This is a genomic window from Sporosarcina ureae (genome assembly GCF_002082015.1).
In the GTDB taxonomy this organism is placed as follows: Bacteria; Bacillota; Bacilli; order Bacillales_A; family Planococcaceae; genus Sporosarcina; species Sporosarcina ureae_A.
Genome location: NZ_CP015109.1, coordinates 109,800 through 133,857, shown reverse-complemented (window position 1 = coordinate 133,857; position 24,058 = coordinate 109,800). Strand labels below are relative to the sequence as shown.

General features: G+C 40.1%; 24 protein-coding genes, 2 pseudogenes and 1 other annotated feature. Of the genes and pseudogenes, 5 read left to right on the top strand and 21 right to left on the bottom strand.

Annotation, left to right across the window (positions count from 1 at the left end):
* Window positions 1-298: 298 nt before the first annotated feature.
* From SporoP17a_RS00690 to SporoP17a_RS00670, 5 genes are all read right to left on the bottom strand, one after another.
* On the bottom strand, window positions 299-757 hold the full coding sequence (locus tag SporoP17a_RS00690; RefSeq protein ID WP_083030905.1) for a DUF305 domain-containing protein: 459 nt from the start codon (window positions 755-757) through the stop codon (window positions 299-301).
* 232 nt (window positions 758-989) lie between these two features.
* Entirely contained in the window at window positions 990-1,715 is a 726-nt protein-coding gene (locus SporoP17a_RS00685) for an amino acid ABC transporter ATP-binding protein (RefSeq protein ID WP_083035805.1), read from the bottom strand.
* A 14-nt stretch (window positions 1,716-1,729) separates the two neighbouring features.
* On the bottom strand, window positions 1,730-2,395 hold the full coding sequence (locus tag SporoP17a_RS00680; protein ID WP_083030902.1) for an amino acid ABC transporter permease: 666 nt from the start codon (window positions 2,393-2,395) through the stop codon (window positions 1,730-1,732).
* Window positions 2,396-2,434: 39 nt separating this feature from the next.
* On the bottom strand, window positions 2,435-3,244 hold the full coding sequence (locus tag SporoP17a_RS00675) for a transporter substrate-binding domain-containing protein (protein ID WP_156890595.1): 810 nt from the start codon (window positions 3,242-3,244) through the stop codon (window positions 2,435-2,437).
* A gap of 467 nt (window positions 3,245-3,711) precedes the next feature.
* A complete protein-coding gene (locus SporoP17a_RS00670) occupies window positions 3,712-4,215 on the bottom strand; it encodes a YkvA family protein (protein ID WP_335695498.1) in 504 nt (167 codons plus the stop codon).
* Window positions 4,216-4,380: 165 nt separating this feature from the next.
* On the opposite strand from SporoP17a_RS00670, the gene SporoP17a_RS00665 reads away from it, so the two are divergent.
* Complete coding sequence (locus tag SporoP17a_RS00665) at window positions 4,381-5,220, top strand: pyridoxamine kinase (RefSeq protein WP_083030893.1); 840 nt, start codon at window positions 4,381-4,383, stop codon at window positions 5,218-5,220.
* Between the two features lie 80 nt (window positions 5,221-5,300).
* On the opposite strand, the gene SporoP17a_RS00660 is transcribed toward SporoP17a_RS00665, so the two are convergent.
* The 12 genes and pseudogenes from SporoP17a_RS00660 to SporoP17a_RS00605 form a co-directional block, all read right to left on the bottom strand.
* Complete coding sequence (locus tag SporoP17a_RS00660; protein WP_083030890.1) at window positions 5,301-6,557, bottom strand: YeeE/YedE family protein; 1,257 nt, start codon at window positions 6,555-6,557, stop codon at window positions 5,301-5,303.
* Between the two features lie 164 nt (window positions 6,558-6,721).
* Entirely contained in the window at window positions 6,722-8,185 is a 1,464-nt protein-coding gene (locus SporoP17a_RS00655; RefSeq protein ID WP_083030887.1) for an MDR family MFS transporter, read from the bottom strand.
* Window positions 8,186-8,337: 152 nt separating this feature from the next.
* On the bottom strand, window positions 8,338-9,252 hold the full coding sequence (locus SporoP17a_RS00650) for a conserved phage C-terminal domain-containing protein (RefSeq protein WP_083030884.1): 915 nt from the start codon (window positions 9,250-9,252) through the stop codon (window positions 8,338-8,340).
* Window positions 9,253-9,412: 160 nt separating this feature from the next.
* Window positions 9,413-9,766, bottom strand: a complete 354-nt coding sequence (locus SporoP17a_RS00645) for a hypothetical protein (protein WP_083030881.1) — start codon at window positions 9,764-9,766, stop codon at window positions 9,413-9,415.
* A gap of 229 nt (window positions 9,767-9,995) precedes the next feature.
* Window positions 9,996-10,930, bottom strand: a pseudogene (locus tag SporoP17a_RS00640) (ring-cleaving dioxygenase).
* Window positions 10,931-11,005: 75 nt separating this feature from the next.
* On the bottom strand, window positions 11,006-11,455 hold the full coding sequence (locus tag SporoP17a_RS00635) for a MarR family winged helix-turn-helix transcriptional regulator (RefSeq protein ID WP_083030878.1): 450 nt from the start codon (window positions 11,453-11,455) through the stop codon (window positions 11,006-11,008).
* Window positions 11,456-11,569: 114 nt separating this feature from the next.
* Window positions 11,570-12,094 (bottom strand): YceI family protein, encoded by a 525-nt coding sequence (locus tag SporoP17a_RS00630; RefSeq protein ID WP_083030875.1) that lies wholly within the window; start codon window positions 12,092-12,094, stop codon window positions 11,570-11,572.
* A 153-nt stretch (window positions 12,095-12,247) separates the two neighbouring features.
* Complete coding sequence (locus SporoP17a_RS00625) at window positions 12,248-12,844, bottom strand: NADPH-dependent FMN reductase (protein ID WP_083030872.1); 597 nt, start codon at window positions 12,842-12,844, stop codon at window positions 12,248-12,250.
* Between the two features lie 16 nt (window positions 12,845-12,860).
* Complete coding sequence (locus SporoP17a_RS00620) at window positions 12,861-13,844, bottom strand: ring-cleaving dioxygenase (RefSeq protein WP_083030869.1); 984 nt, start codon at window positions 13,842-13,844, stop codon at window positions 12,861-12,863.
* Between the two features lie 177 nt (window positions 13,845-14,021).
* Window positions 14,022-14,771: a pirin family protein gene (locus tag SporoP17a_RS00615; RefSeq protein ID WP_083030867.1), complete on the bottom strand. Its 750-nt coding sequence runs from the start codon at window positions 14,769-14,771 to the stop codon at window positions 14,022-14,024.
* A 96-nt stretch (window positions 14,772-14,867) separates the two neighbouring features.
* The gene (locus tag SporoP17a_RS00610; protein WP_083030864.1) at window positions 14,868-15,173 is read right to left on the bottom strand and encodes a monooxygenase; all 306 of its coding nucleotides are present in this window, start codon (window positions 15,171-15,173) and stop codon (window positions 14,868-14,870) included.
* Window positions 15,174-15,175: 2 nt separating this feature from the next.
* Window positions 15,176-16,099: a DsbA family protein gene (locus tag SporoP17a_RS00605; RefSeq protein WP_208859823.1), complete on the bottom strand. Its 924-nt coding sequence runs from the start codon at window positions 16,097-16,099 to the stop codon at window positions 15,176-15,178.
* Between the two features lie 264 nt (window positions 16,100-16,363).
* On the opposite strand from SporoP17a_RS00605, the gene SporoP17a_RS00600 reads away from it, so the two are divergent.
* The 3 genes from SporoP17a_RS00600 (at window position 16,364) to brnQ (ending at window position 19,604) form a co-directional block, all read left to right on the top strand.
* The gene (locus SporoP17a_RS00600; RefSeq protein WP_083030859.1) at window positions 16,364-16,924 is read left to right on the top strand and encodes a TetR/AcrR family transcriptional regulator; all 561 of its coding nucleotides are present in this window, start codon (window positions 16,364-16,366) and stop codon (window positions 16,922-16,924) included.
* 31 nt (window positions 16,925-16,955) lie between these two features.
* Entirely contained in the window at window positions 16,956-17,609 is a 654-nt protein-coding gene (locus tag SporoP17a_RS00595; protein WP_237262353.1) for an anthrone oxygenase family protein, read from the top strand.
* A 201-nt stretch (window positions 17,610-17,810) separates the two neighbouring features.
* Window positions 17,811-18,062: a binding site (T-box leader), on the top strand.
* A 240-nt stretch (window positions 18,063-18,302) separates the two neighbouring features.
* Window positions 18,303-19,604, top strand: a complete 1,302-nt coding sequence (brnQ, locus tag SporoP17a_RS00590) for a branched-chain amino acid transport system II carrier protein (protein WP_083030856.1) — start codon at window positions 18,303-18,305, stop codon at window positions 19,602-19,604.
* 54 nt (window positions 19,605-19,658) lie between these two features.
* Here the strand turns inward: brnQ and SporoP17a_RS00585 are convergent.
* From SporoP17a_RS00585 to SporoP17a_RS00570, 4 genes and pseudogenes are all read right to left on the bottom strand, one after another.
* A pseudogene (locus SporoP17a_RS00585) lies at window positions 19,659-21,466 on the bottom strand (M3 family oligoendopeptidase).
* Between the two features lie 123 nt (window positions 21,467-21,589).
* The gene (locus SporoP17a_RS00580) at window positions 21,590-22,072 is read right to left on the bottom strand and encodes a peptide-methionine (S)-S-oxide reductase (RefSeq protein ID WP_083030854.1); all 483 of its coding nucleotides are present in this window, start codon (window positions 22,070-22,072) and stop codon (window positions 21,590-21,592) included.
* 104 nt (window positions 22,073-22,176) lie between these two features.
* Window positions 22,177-22,377, bottom strand: coding sequence for a cold-shock protein (locus tag SporoP17a_RS00575; protein WP_029054604.1), 201 nt, complete (start codon window positions 22,375-22,377; stop codon window positions 22,177-22,179).
* Window positions 22,378-22,589: 212 nt separating this feature from the next.
* Complete coding sequence (locus SporoP17a_RS00570) at window positions 22,590-23,111, bottom strand: GNAT family N-acetyltransferase (protein ID WP_083030851.1); 522 nt, start codon at window positions 23,109-23,111, stop codon at window positions 22,590-22,592.
* A 224-nt stretch (window positions 23,112-23,335) separates the two neighbouring features.
* On the opposite strand from SporoP17a_RS00570, the gene SporoP17a_RS00565 reads away from it, so the two are divergent.
* Window positions 23,336-24,034 (top strand): pseudouridine synthase, encoded by a 699-nt coding sequence (locus SporoP17a_RS00565; protein ID WP_083030848.1) that lies wholly within the window; start codon window positions 23,336-23,338, stop codon window positions 24,032-24,034.
* Window positions 24,035-24,058: the final 24 nt, after the last annotated feature.

Below are 24,058 nucleotides of genomic sequence, written 5' to 3'. Positions count from 1 at the left end.
ACTGTATTCCTCCTCAACAAAGTGTTTTCCATTTCTACTGACAGTATGGTCAGAATCATTGGAAGTTAATCACTTATACTTCGGGTGGAAATCTGTTTGACCGCTACGCTAAGTCATCCGAAAATGACGTTTGTGTATATGTCGAAAGCTTTAAACGTTTCCTGGGAAATTTCATAAATACAAACTTTGTTCAGGAGACGGCAACTCTCTCAGTAAGTACTTTAGAGATTTCGCGAAATAAAAAGTACCGATTTTCTAAAATTTTAAGAAAATCGGTACACTCCTTGCGCTTTGTTTCCTACTTCTCGTCTTTCTTCTTCAAATCCTCAATCAACTCTTTCATTTCTTTAATTTCTTTTCTTTGCGTTTCAATAATTCCATCTGCTAAATCTTTAACGCGCGGGTCAGAAATATTTGCTCGTTCGCTAGTCAAAATGGCGATGGAATGATGGGGAATCATTGCTTTCATCCAAGAAGTGTCATCTACTGTTGTCTGGCTTCGAATCAAAAATAAGGATAAAGCAAATATCATGACGCTCGCCCCCATGATCCCGACATTCATCTTTTTATTTTCATACATATTCCACATATACCCCATCATGATGATCGCCATCACAGCTCCCATCAACAAGGCCATATATAGGCGGGTTTCACTAAAAAACACGTGATCGAATGCGTAGGTGTTTACGTACATGAGTCCAAACATCACGACAGTAGACGTTGCGATCATAGCTAAAAATCTTCCATAACTTTTCATACAGTGTATGTCTCCTTTCTGTTTTATCATGTTATGTCTCTAAAAATAGGTATCTATATATACGTCTTTACTTTTATGTTGCCCTTTACTCATCCAATAAAACGCATATAGAATAACTCCTTAAAAACTCCTTATTTATACGAAAAACGAAAAAGGTACCAGAATCCCGAACATGAAACTGTTCGGGAATCTAGTACCTTTTGTACATTTCGAAATAGAGCCTTGACCCATCTTATACGTCCACCATTTCTAAAAATTGCAGTGTTCGTTCATTTGTTGAGTGATTGAAGAACGTCTCCGGATCAGAATCTGCGATAATGACTCCTTCATCTAGCATAATCACTCGGTCTGCAACGTTTTTTGCGAACTTCATTTCGTGTGTAACGACGATCATCGTCATCCCTTCCTCGGCCAAGTTTTGCATCACCTGCAACACTTCTCCAACCAGTTCGGGGTCTAAAGCAGAAGTGGGTTCGTCGAATAGCAATACCTTGGGTTCCATCGCAAGTGCTCGAGCGATCGCAACACGTTGTTTTTGACCACCAGATAACTTATTAGGATAGACTGCTGCTTTTTCGGATAGACCGACCTTTTTTAATATTTCGAGTGCCATCTTCTTTACTTGTGCTTTGTCCATTTTCTTGACCATCAGAGGCGCTTCCATGACATTTTCTACTACCGTTTTATGCGGAAACAAATTGAAGTGTTGAAACACCATCCCTACTTCCGCACGGATCTTAGCTAAGTTGTCTTTCTTCTGATTCACTTGCTTTCCGTCAATTGTAATAACGCCTTCATTCGTCAATTCCAAAAAGTTTAAACAGCGTAAAAAGGTACTCTTTCCCGAACCACTAACCCCTATGAGAACTACCACTTCCCCGCGGTGTACTTCCATATCAATACCTTTGAGCACCTTCAATTCACCAAATGACTTATGAACATTTTCTACCTTAATCATTGTATCTGCCCCCATTATTTATCTACATCCAATTTGTTCTCATACCATTTTAATAGAGCGCTAAAGATCAGAACGAGAATGAGATAATAAAGACCTACTACGAGAAATGTTTCAAATTGTTTAAAGTTAGAAGCAGCTACACGGTTTGCCACACCAAACATTTCAGATACACCAATCACATAGACTAAAGATGAATCTTTTAATGTGATGATAAATTGGTTTCCGAGCGGTGGAATTGCCCGTCGTAAAGCTTGCGGGAAGACAATTCGTCTCATCGTCAATGATCGATTCATCCCCAGTGCAAGACTTGCTTCACGTTGCCCTTTGTCAATTCCTTGGATAGATCCACGGAAAATTTCTGCAATATACGCACCGTTGTGAACACCTAAAGCAATAGCCCCCGCCCAAAAGTTATCCAATACAATGATCGATGTGATTCCGAAGTAGAGAAACATAATTTGAACAATTAACGGTGTTCCTCGAATTAGCGTAATATACACATTCGCGATTGTTTGCAGTATTTTGGAGTTTGAAATCTTCATCAGTGCGAACATGACACCTAAGACCGTTCCAATGACTACTGCAATCGCTGTAATTTCAATGGTTAATAGACCTGCTTGTAAAAATCCTTTGTACGTATTTTTGAATACGTCATAAAATGTTAATAAGAATTCAGGCACCGGCACACCAACTTTCTGAGAAATAGGCGGAAATTGTACTTACTCCAATAACTCGACACCTTCTAAATCAATATCTAGTAAATTGCGACCGAACCACTTATCCGAAATTTCCTCATATGTCCCATCCTCAATCATTTCTTGTAATGCTTCGTCAATCGCTTTTGTTAATTCTGGATTTTCTTTGTTTACCGCGATTGAAGGTTGTTCTACCCACATTGGCTTATCAATCTCTTTGATTTCAAATCCATTGTCGATCGCTTCATAACCTACGATGTCTGCTGTGATGACGGCGTCCAAACGACCTTTAACAGTTAAATCTTTTAAGGCTACTACGTCGCTACTATAATACTGGATATTATCTGACAATTCTTTAGCTGGCTCTTCATATGTAGACTGCGCTACTACGCCAATTTTCTTTCCATCTAAGTCTTCCGGAGATGTAATGTCGTTATTATCCTTTGCAACAAAAATCATGCCACCTGAATAATAGTAAGGCTCGGTGAAATCCGCTTGCTCTGCACGTTCTTTCGTATACGCCATTGAACCAATAATTGCGTCGAATTTATTTCCAACAAGACCTTGTAAAATCGTTTCAAATGGATTCGTCACAGGGTTCGCTTCCAGACCCATTTTCTCAGCAAGCGCATTGCCGATTTCTACATCAAAGCCTGTAAGTTTACCATCTTCTTCAAAACTAAACGGTTTGTACACTCCACTTGCAGCAAACGTGAATTTTCCTTCATTAACTAAATTATAGCCTTGATCTTCAGCAGTGCTTTCAGATGTTTTTTCTTCATCGTTTCCACAAGCAGCCAATACCCATATAGATACAGCTAGCAGCATGATCATTCTAGTAAATTTCTTCAATTTCCAAAACTCCCTTTTTAGTTAGCAACATCGCTAATTTTTATATTTCATTAGTGATTTGTAGTAAAATTTTCTATTACAAAACGTACTTTTGCTTCTGAAATGACAGTATGGATTGGATTCGAAGTTCAATATATACCTCGAGTTGAAACCGCTTACAACATATGGTAGTCGGAGTGATTAGTATATTCTATAATTCTATCTATCCTCCTTTTCGTCACGACTCATCACATACTAAACTCAAAAAAAATTCATTATATAATGGTAATGAATTTCGAATCTTTGACACTATCTCCTCACTTTCTAACTAGTAAGTTATTTACTATTAAACCATGATACCATAGAAAAGTGAACGGTTAACTCTATATTTTCATAATTTTTTTATTCATCACTCTAAATGAAATATTACTGTTTTCACTAAATTACACTTATATATTTTTAATGCGAATTTACTCGTTGACGTTTTTCTTACCTTTTCTATTTTCTTTCTTTAGCTCCTTAATGTCTTTCTTCACTTGCTTCTCCTCTTTTTTCATCTTCCGTTTCTCTTTTCTATCTTGAATAGTCTTTTTTATTTCATGATCTAAAGAATCCGTATCGTTCACAGCGTTTTCACCAAACCAGTCTATCACTTTATTTTTTGCGAGTTGTTTTGTATGTGCATCAATATAAGTAGCTACGACTAGTATAGCGCCCATAACCACCGCCAAATCATCGGAATATCCTACAATCGGTGTGATGTCTGGTATAATATCCAATGGTAGAATGAAGTATCCTAAAGCACCTAAAATAGTAGACTTTACTTTTTTTGGGACTGTTGGTTTTTTAAATGTGTAAAACAATAACAGAGCCCCGTACGTTAACTTCACTCCTGCTTGTTTACCAAACTGTAGTACTTTATCCCAAAACTTCTTTTCCGAAAAATGCTTAGAATAGTCTTTCGTATTTTTCACCAAAATGGTACCTCCTTTCCTTTCATTCCCTTTCATAACTTCTATGCGCGAGTGTGTGCCGTTGATCCTATATATACCCACCATACTACGAATTGTAACCATCATATTGGGTTGTATAATATGCTATGATACGTATAATACATAGCGATTGACGGAGGATTTCATATGAAAAAAGTTGCCATTATTCAAGATTTATCTTCATTCGGTAAATGTTCACTCACTGCCGCCATGCCAGTGCTTTCGGTGATGGGCGTGCAGGCGTGTCCACTGCCTACTGCGGTTTTATCTGCACAAACAGAATACCCGAGCTATTATTGTCATGATCTTACGAACGTTATGTCGCTCTATACGGAAGAATGGAAGAATCTAAATATTTCGTTTGACGGCATTCATACCGGATATATTACAGGCAAAGAGCAAATTCACCAGATCCTCACGTTTCTCGAAAACTTTTATCGTGATCAGACGCTATTGCTCGTGGATCCCGTGCTGGGTGACAATGGAAAAGCGTATGATAATTTTGACGAGGAACTTCTGGAACAAATGAAAGTTCTAGTCGCGCGGGCAGACGTTATTACGCCGAACATTACGGAGTGTTGCTTATTGACTGGCTATTCATATGATGAGCTCTTACGGTTTCCTGACGAACGGGATTATTTGAAGGCCGTGCAAGAAGTTGGCCAACAGCTTCAGCAGAAAACTAGCGCAGAAATTGTCATCACAGGCATCAATCCACCTGGACGTCAAGACGTCGTCGGAAATATGTTTATTAACAAGACGGATACTCATTGTAGCTTCGTACCATACAATGGCAAAAGCTATTCGGGCACTGGAGATTTATTCGCATCGGTACTTATGGGTGGCAGGATGCGTGGTATGTCAACAGAACAAGCGATTACATTGGCAGAGGAATTTTTGATGGCCGCTATAAAGGATACCGATTTGTACGACACACCAGTAGAAGCAGGAGTGAACTTTGAGAAGTATTTGCGGATGTTGTTATGAGACATACATATGAAAAGCACCGGATCCACAAAAACGCTTTGTGGATCCGGTGCTTTTCATATATTTATCTACTTATTTCATCAGCATACAGAATCATTTGATTTCGGAACCGTTAGGCCAAACAACGGTCGGAGATATAGAGCTAAAAATGTCCCGGCCATGGCTAAAATCCCCCAAATATATCCGTGCAAACTAAATGAAGCGATGCCGCCGAAGTAAGCACCGATATTACAGCCGAATGCAAGGCGTGCGCCGTAGCCCATCATCAATCCCCCCATGACAGAAGCTGCAAAGTTACCAACTGTCACGCGTGTGAACTTGAATAAACCGCCAGCTGCTGAAGCGACGAATGCGCCAATTATAACCCCGAAATTCAATACCGTTGTGGAATCAGCAAAAATGGATGCTTCTAGTGCAGATGCGTTGGCCCCTTGCCAATACCCCCAGCTCGCTACATCAAAACCGAGTACAGAAGCTATCTTGGAACCCCATAACGCAAAGGCAGAAGTAATGCCCCACGGCGTACCACGCGTCATGAGAGTTAATGCGTTCAAAACCGCTAATGCAATGGCAGCTGCAAACAAAGGCCAAGATCCACGGAAAACTCGTTTCCATCCTCTCTCAGTAGGAAGTACCGCCATTTTGGGTGCTTTTTTCTTTTTCTCGATTATCAAAGTAATCCAGGCAATGAATCCAAATAGCGCAATCGACACGAGCCAAGCGCCACCATAACCTAAACCAGTTGAGGTAGCCAATGAAACCGGGGCGAATGCAGGCATTTCTTCCGTCCAGAATGGTAAGTGGTACGCGCCAACCGTAGCACCGACTATAAAGAACGCCAGTGTAACGAACATCACAGTGCGTCCGCCACCTATAGCGTACAATGTACCGGATGCACAACCACCGCCAAGCTGCATGCCAATTCCAAAAATAAAGGCACCTACGATGAGGCTAACGCCTATCGGCGAAACATAGCCAGCGACCGGGCCACCAAAAAATGTCGTGCCATACGCTAAAATCGGTGCGAATAACGTCACCGCTATTGCCAGCATTAACATATGTGATCGCATCGCTTGGCCATTTCCGACTGACGCCATGCGTCGAAATGCGGACGTAAAGCCAAAGCGTGCATGGAATAGCGTGAAGCCAAGTAGCAACCCAATGCCGAGGAGCATCGATTGCGAAATATGCTGGGTAGCTAGTACATAAGCGAATACTACTACTGCCACAAGTACCCCACCCGCAATGAGAAGTTTTTGCGGTGGATTTAATAGAAGATCATCTCGTTCAACAGGACCTTTTACGTCGTTGACGGGCTGTACTTTTATAGTAGTCATTACATAACATCCTTTTCCTATTAATTTAGTTGGTTTACTAATTCATATTAATAGTATCGGATTTGAAAGTCAAATTGTTGAGCTTATTACGTTTCTCACATAGTTTCCTAATACAATTACATAAAAAAATCCACAATCCATTTAAAGGATTGTGGATTTTTCATTTACTTACTTCCTTCCACATCTTCTCGCGGTGTCGCACGGTACACAATAAACGACAATACAACCGCCACAAGCGACATGGCAAACGCGATAAAGTATACGAGTTCCACTCCTGCAACGAGAGCCAAATCAGCAGTTAATGCGTCTTCAGGCGTCGTAGATTTCTTCAGGAAGTGCAGTTGCCTCGCATTCATAATACTAATGAACACCGACACGCCAATAGCTCCAGCCACAGGTTGCAGCGTCGACATAACGGCCGTGCCGTGCGGATATAAACGCTTAGGTAATTGATTCAGTCCATTGGTCTCTGCCGGCATCATAATCGCAGATACACTGAGCATCAGCAAGATATAACTTGTGACCACCACCCAAATCGGTGTGTCGAGCGTCAATCGGCTCATCATGAACATCGTCCCACTCAGCACGATCGTGGCTGGGATCATCAGCACTCGCGGTCCGAATTTATCGAATAACGACCCCATGAATGGTGACATGATACCATTTAAAATACTGCCTGGTAGAAGGATCAAACCTGCCGTCGCTGCGCTAAGTGCAAGTGGTCCTTGCATATAGATAGGCAAGATGATTTCTGAAGCAAACATTGCCATAATAATGATCAGGAACAAGAATACCGCGTGTGTGAACATCGGGTAACGAAATACGCGCATATCCATGACTGGCTCTTTCAACTTCAATTGTCTACTAGCGAAAAGTACGATGCCGATTACGCCGACACCTATCAACAGCAAGACGCGTGGATTCGCAAATCCATCTGCACTTTCACCGACTGAGCTGAACCCGTAAACGAGTGACCCGAAACCAATCGATGAAAACACTAATGAGATGTAATCAATTTTTGGTTTAGTAACTTCTGTAACATTGATCAAGTATTTATACCCGAATCCGATAGAAAACAATGCGAACGGAATGACGAGGATGAATAAATAGCGCCATCCAAGATATTCCACGATCACACCTGATAACGTAGGACCAATCGCTGGCGCGAACATAATAACGAGTCCGATGATGCCCATAATCTTACCGCGTCTATGCGGCGGATAAATGAGTAGGAAGACGTTGAAGATGATCGGCATCAGTAACCCTGTTCCGACAGCCTGAATGAGTCGACCGGTTAATAGAATCGGAAACGTAGGTGCGCTCGCCGCGACAATCGTTCCAATCGTGAATACGGTCATCGTACCAAGGAATAGCTGCCTCGTCGTGAACCATTGGATGAGTAAAGCCGAGATGGGAATGACAACCGCCATGACGAGCATGAAGCCTGTCGCCATCCATTGCACCGTTGGTAATGTGATCGAAAATTGATCCATCAGTGTAACAAGTGCGATGTTCAATAATGTTTCATTTAAAATGGCAAAAAATGCACCGATGATGAGAGCCAACATAATGGGCAATACGTTACTATTCGGATTATCTGCCAAGTATTCGTATTTCTGTTCTTCCATCTCAAAACCTCTTTCGTTGATCGCGTGAATTCGATACTGTGGATACCGTTCATTTACTCCTATCATGCTTTTTTATACGCGACGTGTCAATCTTTCGAGTTCAAAAACAAGTATTTTTTTCAAAGATATACTTTCGCCTTTACGTACGCTTTCTAGCCTAAATCTTCTCCTTTACTAAAATCCAATACTGGTGAGTGAGGCACAGGCCTTTGCACAGTTTGTACAGGGATTGCCGGTTGTTCATTCAAATAGTTTTCAAAGTTCGTCGGATTGAATAACGTCGACGGGCGTAAGTACGCTCGGTACTCGGGATGGTGATTCCACTTCGACACTTTGAGATCAATGACCTGTATAAAATCCTGTTGTGTATAGCCTTCTTTCACTCTCGCTTGAATAAATTTTTTAGTCGCTGCAGATGTGGCTTTAAATTGCTTACCGGTTTTCTCATTCAAGTAAGCAATGACGAAATGCGTAACGTCGAGAGGCTTCTCGACAAGGTCTTTATTCTTTGTTTCTTTAAGTTCTTTAAGTTCTTTGGTTATAGGCCGTACCATATCGGTACAGTCCTTCGTTTCAATTTGGTACGACACAGCGTTTCGAAGTGAAACGTCCGTTGTATCAGATTGAAACATCGCATCCTCTTCTTTTTGGTTCAGTGATGTTTCTGTTTGAGACGTCGCATGATCTGTTTCTAGTTCGCTTTTTGTCGGTATCGTCTCTTCCACTGATGCATCATCTTGAATAGACTGAACCGGTAGTTTGGTGTAGTCAATCCGATACCATTTCGTCTTGTCAATTTTCATCTTGTTGTATTCGGAAGTCGAAATGAGATAACCTTGTTTTTCCAAATTATAGATCGTGCGTTTGATCGTCATACGTGACAAGAATGAAAATTCTTCTAGCCATTGATCATAGGTTTTATATACCCACAGATGACCGTCACGCATATTTTTAGAAATGAGTGAGCGGAAATGTAGTTGTTGCAGAAATAATGCCTCATTTAACCCGACTACATGTACAAGTGACGGTAGTAATTGTAATGGCTGTTCATTGATTAATAATTTCATATGGAATTCCTCCTAGAAAGTATGTAAGTGATAGCACTTCACTTACTATATAGAAGGCTTTTTGCATAAGGATACTCCTTTTCAAATTATTTTTTAAAATTATAAAACCACACAAAAAAAAGAGCGGTAGCACTAGGCTTCCACTCCCCTATATAACACGTTAGTTGATATTCACTACTTCTTCGCTCGTTGGTTGAAGTAGATGAATCGCATTCGACTTACAGACTTCGTAATCGACGAGATACATTTTTTCTCCGAAGTTCAGTCGCTTCGAATAAATATAGCCGGATTTCTCCAGTTTTCGTATCGCGCGGATAATTGTAGCCATTGACCAAAAACGCATCACTTCATGCCACTCTTTATACGACCTACTCACCCACTGCGTTCCTTCTTCTGTGTCATTTGGACTAAAAGACAGCTCGTGGATTTGTTGTAAGAATATCGATTCATTGAGTCCGATCTTTGCCGCTGTGTGTGGATGAATTTTCAAAAATGATTCATGGATAATTTGCATATTGGTTCCCCCTACTAACTAGTTGTAAGCGACAGCTATTTGCCTCTTCACTAGCTATATAGAGAGCTTTCTGAATAAGGATACACCTTTTTAAACTTTTTTTAAAAAAACATCCACTAAAAGAAGCTAGATCAAGTGGGAAATGCCGTCTCTGCAAAACTTGACGAACATCTACACACCATTCACTAGCTTCTTTTTAGTGGATACATCGAGCCCTAGAAAAATAAATTTATTGTAATTCACGTACCGTAATAGGAATCAATCTGCGTTCTAGTTCTTCGCGATGTTGCTCATATTGTGCTGGTAATTTTAGCTCTTGTCCCATCGTCTCTAGCGACTCATCGTGAGCAAAGCCAGGAGGATCCGTCGCAATTTCGAATAAAATTTCTCCATGCTCTCTAAAGTAAATCGCATTGAAGTAGTTTCTATCTTTTACAGCCGTCACACTATAGCCATTTTCTGCAACATGTTCTTGCCACTCCAATTGGTCTTGGTCATCTATCGCTCTCCACGCAATATGGTGAACGGTTCCGACGCCCATTTGACCTTTGCCGGTTGACGTTGCTTTGAGATCTACTATATTTCCGATGTCCGCAGATGAACAAAAACGAATATAGTCTCCCTCTTTTTCAACTAGTTCAAGTCCCATGACTTTTTCCAATAGTTCGGCTGTTTTAGTTGGCTGTGAAGAATATAAAGTGGCACCACCGAATCCTTTAATCGCTACTTCAGGTGTCACGCCTCCAAACGTCCAAGCGTTTAGTTCACCTTCTGCTCGCTCCACTATTTCGAGTTGAAGTCCATGAGGGTCATTGAACTGTAAGTAGTGCTCACCAAAACGTTCAGTCTTCGTTACGGCTACGTCAAATGCGTCTAATCTTTGTTCCCAAAACTGTAGCGCCCCAGCAGGAACCACATAAGAAGTTACGCCTACTTGGCCATCTCCTATTTTCCCTTGATAGGCATTCGCCCATGGGAAGAAGGTGATAATCGAACCTGGCTTGCCGCCTTCGTTACCAAAATATAAATGGTACGTACCCGGATCATCGAAATTCACCGTTTTTTCACTAAACGTAAACCTAAAACGCCTGCATAAAAATCGACATTTTCTTGTGGATGACCCACAATCGCAGTGATATGATGGATTCCAGTTGTTTTTTTCATGTATACTCACTCCTCGTATCCTCTATTATAAATAACTTATTGCTTTACTACTAATTCGAGATATAAGAGATAACATTATAAATTTTGTGCATGAAAACCTAATTTTTTCAGTTGTTCAATTACATCTTGCTTTTCTGTTACGTCTAATCCACTAAAAATCTCTTTCAACGCTTTTGTATGTTCAGGGAAAACTTTATCCATTAGTTCAGTTCCTTCAACTGTTAAAGCGGCATGTACGACCCGACGATCTTTCGGACATGGTTTTCTTTTCAATAAGCATTTCTTCTCTAACTGATCTACCACATAGGTAATGCTACTACTGGCAAATAACACTTTCTCACCAATTTTTTGTATCGGTTGATCACCTTTGCTGTAAATGAACTCTAGAACCGCAAACTCTGTTGGATTTAACCCTAAGCATTTTATATCTTCTTCCACACGTTTTTTGATCGACTCTACAGCTCGAGTTAGCACAACAAATAATTTTAGAGATAATGCCTCTTCCAGTTGATCTTTCCTATTCATACGTATCATCTCACTTAGTTTTAACGTATTTTACTCACTACATACCAGTTCAAGTACTGCTATCCAATCAGAAAGAGGCGATCATCGTCTAAGCGATAAAGAAGTCGTAATTCGTTATGCTGGGTTCACTTGAAGTTCTACTTCGATTTTAATGTCATCGCCTACTAAAACGCCACCTGTTTCTAGTGCTTGGTTCCACGTTAAACCGTATTCTTTTCTAGAAATTTTTATCGCTGTTTCAAAACCAACTACATCTACACCCCAAGGATTTTTTCCAGCTCCCGTACGCGTTACGTTAAACGTAGTTTTCTTCGTAACATCTTTAACCGTCAAATCACCAGTTACATCGTATTCGTCTTCACCTGTTTTCACGATTTCCGTCGAATCAAATGTGATAGTCGGATATTGTTCTACATTAAAGAAATCAGCTGAACGAAGGTGGTTATCGCGATCTTCATTGTTTGTATTGATCGTGTTCACATCAATTTTGAAGTCAATTTTCGCATCTGTTAAATGGTCTAGATCACCAGTAACTGAACCTTCTATTCCAGTAAAGCTACCTCTAACATTGGATACCATCATATGTCTTACTGAAAAACCTACGTTCGTGTGCGCTGCATCTACATTCCATTTTGTCATGTTAAAAATCTCCTCTTTTTTACATATTAAAATTATTATATACTATAATTGCCTCTAATTCAATTTATCTAATTTGATACTATATGAATCAGTTGTAACTAAGTTTAACCGTCCCATTACTATGATCCATATAGAAAACTTTATACTCTAACATTATTTACGAATGGTATTTAATGCTGTCGTCCAAGGAATCACTTGGTCTAACATTTGGTTTACTGAAGCCGCTTGAACATCAGCTGGTTTGAGATCTGTACCATTTTCAAAGTCTGTAAATAGTGATAATGCAGGATGAACACGAACGTGTGCCACAGATAATTCACTTAAAATACCGCGTAAATGTTCTGCAGCACGCGCTCCGCCTACTGCACCGTATGAAACGATACCTGCTGCTTTGTCGTTCCACTCTACACGAAGGTAGTCTAATGCATTTTTAAGTGCACCTGTAATGGAGTGATTGTATTCTTGTACGATGAATACGAAACCGTCTTGTTTTGCGATCACTTCTGACCATGCAGCTGCGCCTGATGCGTCTGCGCCTGCTTCACCTAAAAGTGGTAATTTATAATCTGCGATATCAATGATCGTGTAATTCGCATCTCCGCGTTTGTCTGCCAATTCTTTTACCCATGCGCCTACTTGTGGACTTACTCGCCCTTCACGTGTGGATCCTAAAATAATACCGATGTTTGATTTTGTCATTTTTATTTCCTCCTGTTGTTTTGTTCCAAATAATTTACTAAAAAAACTCATTTTTAATTCCAACTCCTCATAAATACTCTTTGTCGAATGTACGTGTGCTACGTACTGTATCGATCGGTCTCACGGTTGCTTCAATTTCTTTACGGTTGCCTTCAAGGAATGGCGGTAATGAAAGAATCTCCCCAACTGTCTCATACGGTTCGTCTCCCATAAAGCCAGGACCATCTGTTGCCCATTCAAATAGGATACCAGGCGCTACTGCTGCGTATAAAGATTCAAAGAAGAAGCGATCTACATATCCTGAAGTTCTAAAACCAGACGATTGCATATGGTCAATCCATTCATGTAATACGTTCGTATCCTCCACGCGGAATGCTGCGTGATGCACGGTACCGAATCCTTGTCGGCCAGCGGGTAACGTTTCATTATGTTCCACAATGACTTGCGCGCCATTTCCACCTTCACCGACTTCGAATAAGTGGAATGACCCTTCGCTTGCAATTTCACGCATGAACATCGCTTTTTCCAAAACCCCTTTAAACTGTTTAAATTCAGCGATGCGAATATGGATAGGTCCTAAACCTGTAATAGCGAACTCCAACGGTACGGGACCATTTTGCCAAGGTGTGCCTGACTCAACACCTTCGTTTAATTCATCAGAAACTAACATATATTGTTGATCATCAAAGTCCACAAATGAAATCGTCTTTTTACCGAAAACTTCTTCGATTCCACTATGTTGTACTTCATATTTCTCAAAACGTTTCACCCAGTATTCAAGTGCAGCATCTGTCGGCACACGGAATGAAGTTTTATAAATCTCATTCGTACCGTGCGTACCTTTTGGAATCCCCGGGAAATCGAAAAATGTCATATCTGTTCCAGCAGAGCCTTGATCGTCTGCGAAGAATAAGTGATACGTTTGAACATCATCTTGATTGACCGTTTTCTTTACGAGACGCATGCCTAGTACATAGGTGAAAAATTCATAATTCTTTTCTGCACTACTCGTAATCGCTGTGACGTGATGAATTCCTTTTAAATGGTTCATATATTTCCTCCTATATATTGGCTCATTTTCATATAGTATTAATTCGAGATAAAATAGTAAAAAAAGAAAAATCTTCATTCAAGCTTCAATTGCTTTTGCAATGAATTAACTTATCTCGAATTCGATATAAATATATCACGGGTGCATTTCATTGTCAACACTTTAAATTTCTATTAATTAATTCGCTGGGTCGTTCTTTAATCCACTAATAGTTCCATCCATAGACATAGGCGCATTCAACTCCACAAAGAACAATACGATAGTAGTATCTTCATTCGCAACAAACGACGGGAGTGGGTTGACTACATCGGTCACCGCTTCTTGTTTGCCAACTGTGAGATGCTGCATCGTGATCTCTCCATTCATGACATATAGAAAAGGAGTGAGACCTGCATAGGCTGGCACCTCTACTAATTCACCCGCTTTAGGATGCGCATCTAGTATGTAGACGTGTTGCCGTACAGAAAGTGGGGCTTCGCTTCCTTCAGGTCCTGCCATGACATACCAGTCTTCATTGTTTAACGGTTTGTCATGAAATTGAATTTCTGGAGGTAAATCTTTTTCATTCGGCCGCACAAATATTTGAAGCATTTCCACTTCATTTTCTTTTACTTTTTCTTCATGCCAAAACCCAGCACCTGCATTCATCATCATTAATTTTCCGCGAGCAATGGGCGCTTCAAATCCTGCAGAATCTCGATGATGCATGACGCCCGAGCTAATGTAACTCAAAATTTCATCATTGATATGCTGATGCATGTTAATCGTTAACCCCTTTTTCATCACTGCATGATCAATGATCGCTAACGGACCAAACGCCGTATCTGTCGTAGTATCTCCTAAAATATCACCTGGTTGAACGCGTGTAATGGTGAAGGGTCCTCTAAACGGCACAGCATGCTTACTTGCTGCAAGTTTTTGTAACACTAGTAACGCCTCCATTTCATCATATAGAATACAATCGACTATCCAAAAGGTAGTCGATTGTATGGTAACGTGTTTTACACACAGACTTCTAGTTATTTATTTTACAGGCCCTTTATTGATCGCAGTAAGTGTAGCATTGACAGCAAAGATTTTTGCGTTAATATCCATAATGCCAAAGCTAGCTAATCTCTTTGTGTGCATCTCTACATATTTTTCAGCTGATTCTTTTGTTTCGAAATTATAAATTCCACCCGCTTCATTCGCTTCAGGATCTTCCGTCCATATTTTCCAAATGAATCCCTCTTCTTCATTGATACTTTTGGCTAAGTCAGCAAATCCTTCTGCCATTTCATCTCCAAATGGTCCATTCATTTTAAAATCGACTTGTACAATATAGCTCATCATCATTCTCCTTTTGGTTCAGTAGTAGTGAAATAGATTTCTCCAAGCATTTCTTTTGCTTCATAACCGTCAGATGAAAGTTCCTTCTCTACATAAGCAGCGACATCGGATTTTTCCACATCGTACATCACTTCAATTTCTTTCGAGAAAAGAAGTCTTTCTTGTTCAAGTAAGCTAGAAAGTGCTGGTTGTGGCTTCGGTTGTAGTGTGTCGACGTCTAGCACTTTCTTTAATCCATCAACGTATGATTCAAGAGGACGACCCCCTACAATTTTCACGCCTTTATTGTCCGCATTGATCATAATAATGCTTGGGAAACCTCTAGCGCCTAAACTTCTAGCTTGAGCAAAATCCTCATTCAGTAATTGCTGTCCGATTGGTTGTTCCGCTTCATTGACGATCGCTTCTCCGTCAAGACCAAGAGTATTGACGATCTCCACCATTTCAGAGCGTTCCGAAATATTTTGGTTGAATACGAACAACTCTTCTCTTGTACGTCGTAAATAAGCAGATGCTAGTGCGTCCCCATGGTTTTTTTGAATAATTTTAAACACACGAGATGGTGGATACGAAGATTGAATTGGATGATCAATCATTAGACTACCATCAATCGGCATTCTTGTATGTTCTCCAACTTCTCTCCAGTGACCTGCGACGTCAGCCGGCTTATAAATTCCGTTTCCAGGATCGATTGGCCCGTCATGCCATTTTTCCAATAATCCGCCCATAACCGTGTGCATGTTGAAATAACTGCCATATTGCTCAACAAAACGACGGAGCTCAGGTTCAACCGCCCAACAATGAGAACAAATAGGATCTGTCACATAGTACAAATTAATCTCTTTTGCCGGCTGATTAAAATCGATTATTTCCATTTCCTCGCTTCCAGCTTCCCCACATATACCCGTTTCCATATCACACATCATATGATTGTTATTTTTCAATGTATTATTCCCCTTTTCTATACAATACGTATTGAACACTTTCGTCCGTATGAATAAAGTGGCTAAACCTACTTATTCCTACTGTGCATTTTACATGTAGGAGGTATTCAGTACTTCACAAGTTAATCATTTGCCTACAACATAATTCTATAACATAATGAAAATGATCAACACCAATAGAAACTCCATTTTGTCGCTTATACAACACATGGATGAAATTGTTGAAAAAGTAGGAGGGAAGTCAACATGAATCAACCAAAGATTGACCCACGAATTCAACGAACCCGTAAATTAATCATGGATTCTTTTATGGAACTGTCGAGTAAAAAAGAATTTAAAGATATTACCATCACAGATATTGCAGCTGAAGCGATGATTAATCGTGCGACGTTCTATTATCACTTTGAAGATATATATGACTTATTGGAAAAAGTCTTATCTGAAGTATTATGGATCAATTTGGATGGCAGCAATTATCCACAAGACGAATTAAATGAAGATGCGATCACAAGTATTTTTGTAGCGATCACCAACTTCCAAAAGTCTTTATCGAATCGTTGTCACAGAGGATACGAAGAAACGATTGCTCGGAATATTAGAGAACAACTCGAAATCATTTTTTATAGAATGCTGTTAAAACAACATCACTCAGAAGAAGATGAAGGGTTGAAAATTACAGCTGTCATCTTAAGTTGGGGAATTTACGGAGCTTCTGTAGAATGGAAAAGAAAGAGTGACGAAATTACACCAGAAGAATTTATTCAAACAGCCATCCCTCATTTACTTCCCAATCACGATCATGCATAACTTGCACACAATAAAGGAGAGTTGAATACCTATGAATGGATTATATACAGGTTTTCGTGCAGTCTTAGTCACTCTTTGCATGTTGCTGATTCCGTCGATCGCTCTTGCTTCAGACCATGTACCCCACAGTGAGCTGAACGCCGTTGCCTTACATGACGGATCGCTGCCAGTTCAGAATGTACAAGACCGAGACAATGAATCGCCACTCTTCAAAGTCTTAGCGGGTCTTTCTATTTTGACAACTGGAATGATGGCTGGAATTGTCTTTGCATATGCCAACTCTGTCATGCCGGGTTTACGTAAATCAGATGACCGTACTTTCGTGCTCGCCATTAGACACTTGACCTCATCCGTAGCCAATCCGCTTTTCCTCGTCATTTCAAATGGTGCCCTCATAGCACAAATCGGATTTGTCGTAGTAGCTGTTTCATCGCAACATTTTAATCAAATCCTATTGGGATCTATTGCGCTAACCTTTTATATCGCTACGTTACTGATCACTTTCTTAGGAAATCTTCCGTTAAATAAAGCCATAATTTCTGCAGAGTTACCTACAAGCGCTACTACATGGAATGAATTAAGAATCCGCTTTGAATCCCGTTGGACCATGCTGAACAACGTACGAACGATGACATGTATTTTGAGTGTTTCTACGTTAATCTTGGCATTACTTATTCAATCGTAAGGAGACGTATGAACTAGAAAAAGCCCTTGAAGTCGGTGTGTAGTGATGAGTTTTCTCAGAATTAGGCAAACTAAGTAAGGAATTTCTAGATACGGATGAATATTCCCGCTATTCCAGCAAATTATGTCGCGATAATATTCCGAATATAGTAAAAGGTATTGACCTTTCAACTAGTTGTCTGTTAAATTGTATTGTAGTATATAATATTCAATGACGAGAAAAAGTACGATAGGCAACTTGTTCCACAGAGAGTCGGCATTTGGTGAAAGTCGATGGACAGATCCTATCCGAAAATCATCTCCTAGATGCAAAGTTGAAAATAGTAAGTTTTGCCGGATTTCCAACGTTACATGGAACACGTTTAATCGTACGATGATTGACAGTCTGAACTTTCATCGTTTTACGGAGCTTTTTGAAACATAGGTGGTATCGCGAGTACAACTCGTCCCTATTTAAGGGGCGAGTTTTTTATGCGCAAAAAAACACACGTGTAAATTGAAGAAGCCCACTGCACTAGAGGGTCGAAATCATTATTGGAGTGATATATATAGGACAACATCAACGGTGTCGATAAAATAATCGACATAATTCACGTTATATTTTGCAAAGTCTCAATATTCTATATTACAATTACACTATATTTCAATCTTATATACGTTCAATTTTTCTAGATCAACATCAGGAGGTACTCTAATGAGTAAAAAACACATACTATTCACAGGATTCATGCTCTTCTCTTTATTTTTCGGAGCAGGAAATCTCATCTTTCCCCCATTTCTCGGGTTAGAATCAGGAACGAACTTTGTCCCTGCTATTGCCGGCTTCCTCATTACAGGCGTTCTACTACCATTCATGGCAGTCATGGCGATCGCCTTGTCCGATAACGGTCTATTATCGATGGGTAGCCGAGTACATAAAGTGTTCGGAATAGTTTTCGCGATTATCATCTATATGTCTATTGGCGCCTTTTACGGAATACCAAGGGCTTCAAATGTTGCCTATGAGTTAGGATTCAAACAAATAGTTCAAGTGGATGGCAGTCTCCCTTTACTTGTATTTTCTATCCTATTTTTCGCTTTGACATACTATATCAGTTTAAACCCTAAAAAAATCGTAGATCGAATCGGACAATTTTTAACACCTATTCTATTATTGGTTTTAGGAGTGCTAGTCGTCCAAGCGTTTATCACGTTTGATAATATTTCTTCTGCTCCGAAAGCAGATTATGCGTCAGCTCCATTTGTTAACGGGTTTTTGGAAGGCTATTTCACGATGGATGCCGTCGCAGCGCTGGCGTTTGGGATTGTCGTGATCAACGCTTTGAAAGATAAAGGATCAAGGTCGAAGTCGGAATTGGTTACAGGCACGTTTGGCGCTGGCATCATAGCTAGCATCGGATTGGCCACTGTCTATTTCTCTCTAGGATGGATCGGCAAAGTGATTCCAAAAGAACGAACTTTTGGAAACGGTGCTGAAGTATTAACAGAAGCAGCTAGCATGTTGTTCCCAAGCGGTGGTGGACTTTTATTCGGAATCATCGTCATGCTGGCTTGTTTAACAACTTGTGTCGGTCTAATCAATGCCTGTTCAAGATTCTTCAATGAAATATATCCGAAGATTAGTTATCAGGCATATGTGGCTATTTTTGTATTGTTCGCCCTATTAGTATCTAATTTGGGATTAAATGCTATCTTAGCATTGGCCATCCCTTTATTAGTATTTATTTATCCGATTTCTATCGTGTTAATCATTCTGTCTTTAATCCAACATATTGTAGGTGGCGGAAAGATGATGTATCGGCTTTCCATATCCATTACCACTATTTTTGCGTTATACGAAGTATTGACTAGCACGGGGTACAGTTTGGATCGCGTTACCGAGTGGTTACACATTATCCCGTTTTTCGAACAAGGACTTGGGTGGGCGATCCCAGCGTTCGTCGCAGCGGTAGTTGGTTACATAATGGATCAGTTCAGCCAGCAAGAACATAAGTAAAACAAATAAAAACTCCCGCTTCTTATAAAAGGAGCGGGAGTTTTGCATTCAAAGTTACTTCTGTACGGTATGCGTGAGTTCAATAAACTCTTTTACGTTTTTGGCAACTAACGCAATGCCGGCTGCCCAGAAATCCTCTTTCGTAATATCTACATCTAAATGTTTCTTCGCTAGATCTTCTACATTCATCGATCCTGTATCTCGCAACAGCGCAATATACTTTTCTTCAAACCCTTCAGGCTGTTTCAAGTATTCTGCATAGATTCCTAAGCTGAACAAGTAGCCAAATGTGTACGGGAAGTTATAAAACGGCACACTATCAATAAAGAAGTGTAACTTAGCTGCCCAGAAATGTGGATGATAAGAGGATAGACTGGAACCAAATGCTTCTTTTTGTGCTTCTACCATTAATTCATTCAGACGATTTTCTGATACAATACCTTTTGCACGTTCAGTATAAAAGCGGTCTTCAAATAAGAAGCGAGCCCGAATGTTTAAAAACATTGCGGTAGCACCTTCTAATTTATTGGCTAGTAGAGAGATTTTTTCTTCATTCGATGCAGCATTTTTCACCGTAGCATCCGCAATAATCGTTTCAGCAAACGTACTCGCTGTTTCTGCAACATTCATCGCATAATTGCGGTTTAGTGCCGGTAAATCTTTCATTACGTGACTATGAAATGCATGGCCTAATTCATGTGCTAATGTACTCGTATCACTTGGTGAACCGGTGAAAGTCATGAAAATGCGAGACTCTTCAAATTCAGGCAAGCTGGTGCAATAGCCACCTGGACGTTTGTTTGCGCGATCTTCTGCTTCCACCCAACGATTTTCCAGTGCGTGTTTCGTAAACTTCGTTAATTTTGGACCAAACGAAGCGAAGTGGTCCATAATAAAATCACAAGCTTCATCGTATGTGAAACGTGTTGGCTTGGTTTCGCCTACCGCAACCGGGGCCGCCACGTCTTGCCAACCGAGCTGATCCATGCCAAATAGCTCGCTTTTCTTCCTAGATACTCAATAAATGTTTGCTTCTGCGCGTCTACTGCGGACCACATCGCAGTCAGCGTATCTTCAGACATCCGGTTATATTCAAGTGGCTCTTCTAAATGGCCTTCTCTTCCGTGAACTTCTTGTAACGTTAAGCGATACCCCGCTAAATGATTCAAGATATCTGCAAAGATCGGTCCATTCGTTGACCAAGTCTGTTCCCAATTCTCAAAAAGTGCTGCACGCACTTCCGCATCAGAGTCCGCGTACATTTTGTTCATCGCTTGCCCAATAGACAAGTCGATAGTTTTACCGTCTTGATCTGTAAAAGGAACGGTCATAGTGGAGCCTACTGTATTGTATAGATCACTCCACGCGGCAAGACCGTCTTTATTTAGTTTAGCAATCAACTTTTCTTCCGCTTCAGATAATAGACGTTTACCTTCTTCCCGTATTTCATTTAATGAAAAACTGATTTCGTGTAAAGTTTCGTCTGCAAGAAGTGTTTGCCAGTTCTCATCCGAGATCGCTACCAATTTTTTAGTAAAGAGCGTAGATAATTGCTGAATTTCACTGCTTAACTCCATTACTTGCCCTTTGACAACGCTTGCATAAGGATCATCCATAAAGGCATCACGCCACATATTGATAAATGTTCCTACTTGGCCGAGACCTTTACCGATGACTTCTTGTTTTTTCAATAGATCTTGCAAAGCAGAGGCGTCGGTATCGGGATCATGATTCCAAGCGTGTAACTGATCTGCATAAAGAGCAATATCTTCTTTGACAGCTAAAAGTTTTGTTTGTACTTCCTCTGAATTGGTTCCGCCCGCAAAAATACTATCTAAATCCCACGTGTTACAATATTTCACTGTATGTCACTCTCCTTTGATCTCTCTACTGTAAACTTTGTTACGCAAATAAGAAAGTTTTGTCAACCGAGTCTAGTAAAAACCAACTCGTCAATCAGTACGTTTAATCAGTTTAGCTTCAAGTCAGGATCTTTCATTCGTATACTTGTTTAATAATCTATTAGGTATATGACAATAATCAGTCGGGTATGTAGCCAGTCTGTCTTGATGTTCGTCTGCACTTTTCACGTAATTTGTAAGCGGTAGCACTTCTACCACTATACGGTCCGCATCACTTCTCTTCCTAATAAACGCTTGCGCTTCTATCAAGTGTTCGGGATTTTCACTGTAAATGCCGGTTCTGTATTTCTCGCCTACGTCTGCCCCTTGTTTATTCATACTATACGGATCAATGATTTCAAATACATACTCCATTAGTTCCGTAATGGTGACCACTGTAGGATCAAATTCTGTTTTCACACATTCAGCATACCCATCATAATCGCCTTCTAGTGTATGACTGGATCCATTCGCCCTTCCCGCTTCCGTACGTGTCACGCCGGGTAAGGTTTTAACAAAAGCCTGTACTCCCCATAAACAACCACCTGCAATATAGACTACTTCCATATTGACACTCCAATCGTGTGCGAATAATCGATATAATAAATACCTTACATAAATTTTACCAAATAAAAAAAGACCCCACAAGTAGGGTCTCTTTCAAGCTGTTATTAAGCTTTTTGAACGTTTGTAGCTTGTAGGCCACGTTGTCCTTGTTCGATTTCAAATGTTACACTTTGACCTTCGTCTAAAGATTTGAAACCTTCGCCTTGGATTGCTGAGAAGTGTACGAATACGTCTTCCCCTGCTTCACGTTCGATGAAGCCAAAACCTTTTTCTGCGTTAAACCATTTTACTGTACCTTGTTCCATAATTAATTGCCTCCTAGTGCGGTTGTCCACACAATAAGTTACTATACTTGCTCAAAACTTTAGACGAAAAACAAAATATATTTCCATGAAATATATTCTCGATCTGAAAAAGAACAAAGATAATACTCTTTAAATATAACAGAGATTAAATAAAAAAGCAACTCAAATGTTTATTTCATAAATTAAAGACTCAGAAGATCTTCGCTCAAATATTAAACACACTTCTCCATCCGAATATCCGCCCACATGTTTCCTTCATAATACGTGAATTCTTCTATACGTCCCATTTCTTGATACCCTAACTTTTGATAAAGCTTCAACGCTGGCTTATTGAATTCAAATACACCTAACTCCATTCGCTTAAGACCATACTTTCTCACTTGCTCTTCCAAATACTCCAAAGCGATCATACCGATTCCTTTCCCACGGCATGCAGGCTCACCAATCACAATACTAATCCATGCCGTTTCTGAATTCTTGTTAATTAGATGACCTGGATCGACGGTAAAACTCATTTCACCGATTAGCCGATTGTCCAAATACATCAGGTATACATGTTGGTATTCTAAACGATGGCGTATATCTTCTATAGTCAAAAAAGTTTCCCGTTCCAATTCTGCTTTACTTCGATTAGGTTGCGACAAGGCTTTTAAATTCACGTCGTTCCCCCATCGGTTAAATGTATTCACAAGCTTGGGGGTTGGTTCGGTTAATAGTATGAATTTAATATTCATTGATAGCACCTCTTGATCTCTAAGTTTGGCAATTCACTTATATTTTTCGTCTTTACGCATGATATACCATTATTACAATATAACCGTGTGTTTTCTACATACTGTAAAGAAAATGAAGCTTCAAGTGGATTCCCTTCTACATAGCAATCCACACGAAGTCATTCTACGCAGTAGCTAACATGGTATAATAAAAGAAACGTCTAGATAGACAAGGAGCGAACACGTTGAGATTGAATCAATTCATTAGTTCTGCCGGCTTCTGTTCCAGAAGACAAGCGGAGCGCTATATTACAGCTAAAAAGGTGCTAGTAAACGGTGAGATTGCGTCCCCTATTTGCTTTATTGAAGAGGGTGATCATGTTGAAGTAGACGGTCACACTATCAGGCACACAGCACCAGATATTTATATGATACTTAACAAACCGAGCGGGATCACATGTACCGCTGCCCCTACTATTGCGGGGAATATTATCGACTTCGTCTCCTATCCTGAACGTTTATTTCCCGTTGGACGGCTAGATAAAGAAACGGAAGGTCTCATTTTATTAACCAATGATGGCAGTATTGTAAACGATTTAATGAAAGAAGAAAATCAGCAAGAAAAAGAATATGTTGTAACTGTCAATAAAAAAATCACGGATACGTTTATACAAGATCTATCAAACGGTGTAGATATTTATAATCCCAGAACAAAAAGCTATACAACGACAACCCCTTGTTCCGTTACGCGTTTAAGTGACTGTACGTTTCGCATCTTATTGACGCAAGGTTTAAATCGTCAAATCCGTAGAATGTGTAGACGATTTCAATATACCGTCACGCATTTGCAAAGGGTGCGAATCAAGCATATTGAGCTTGGAACACTTGAACGCGGTCAGTGGCGTTACTTGACCGAAGAAGAGATTGCGAAGTTGAAATCGTAACGTATATAAATAGCCTAGCATCGC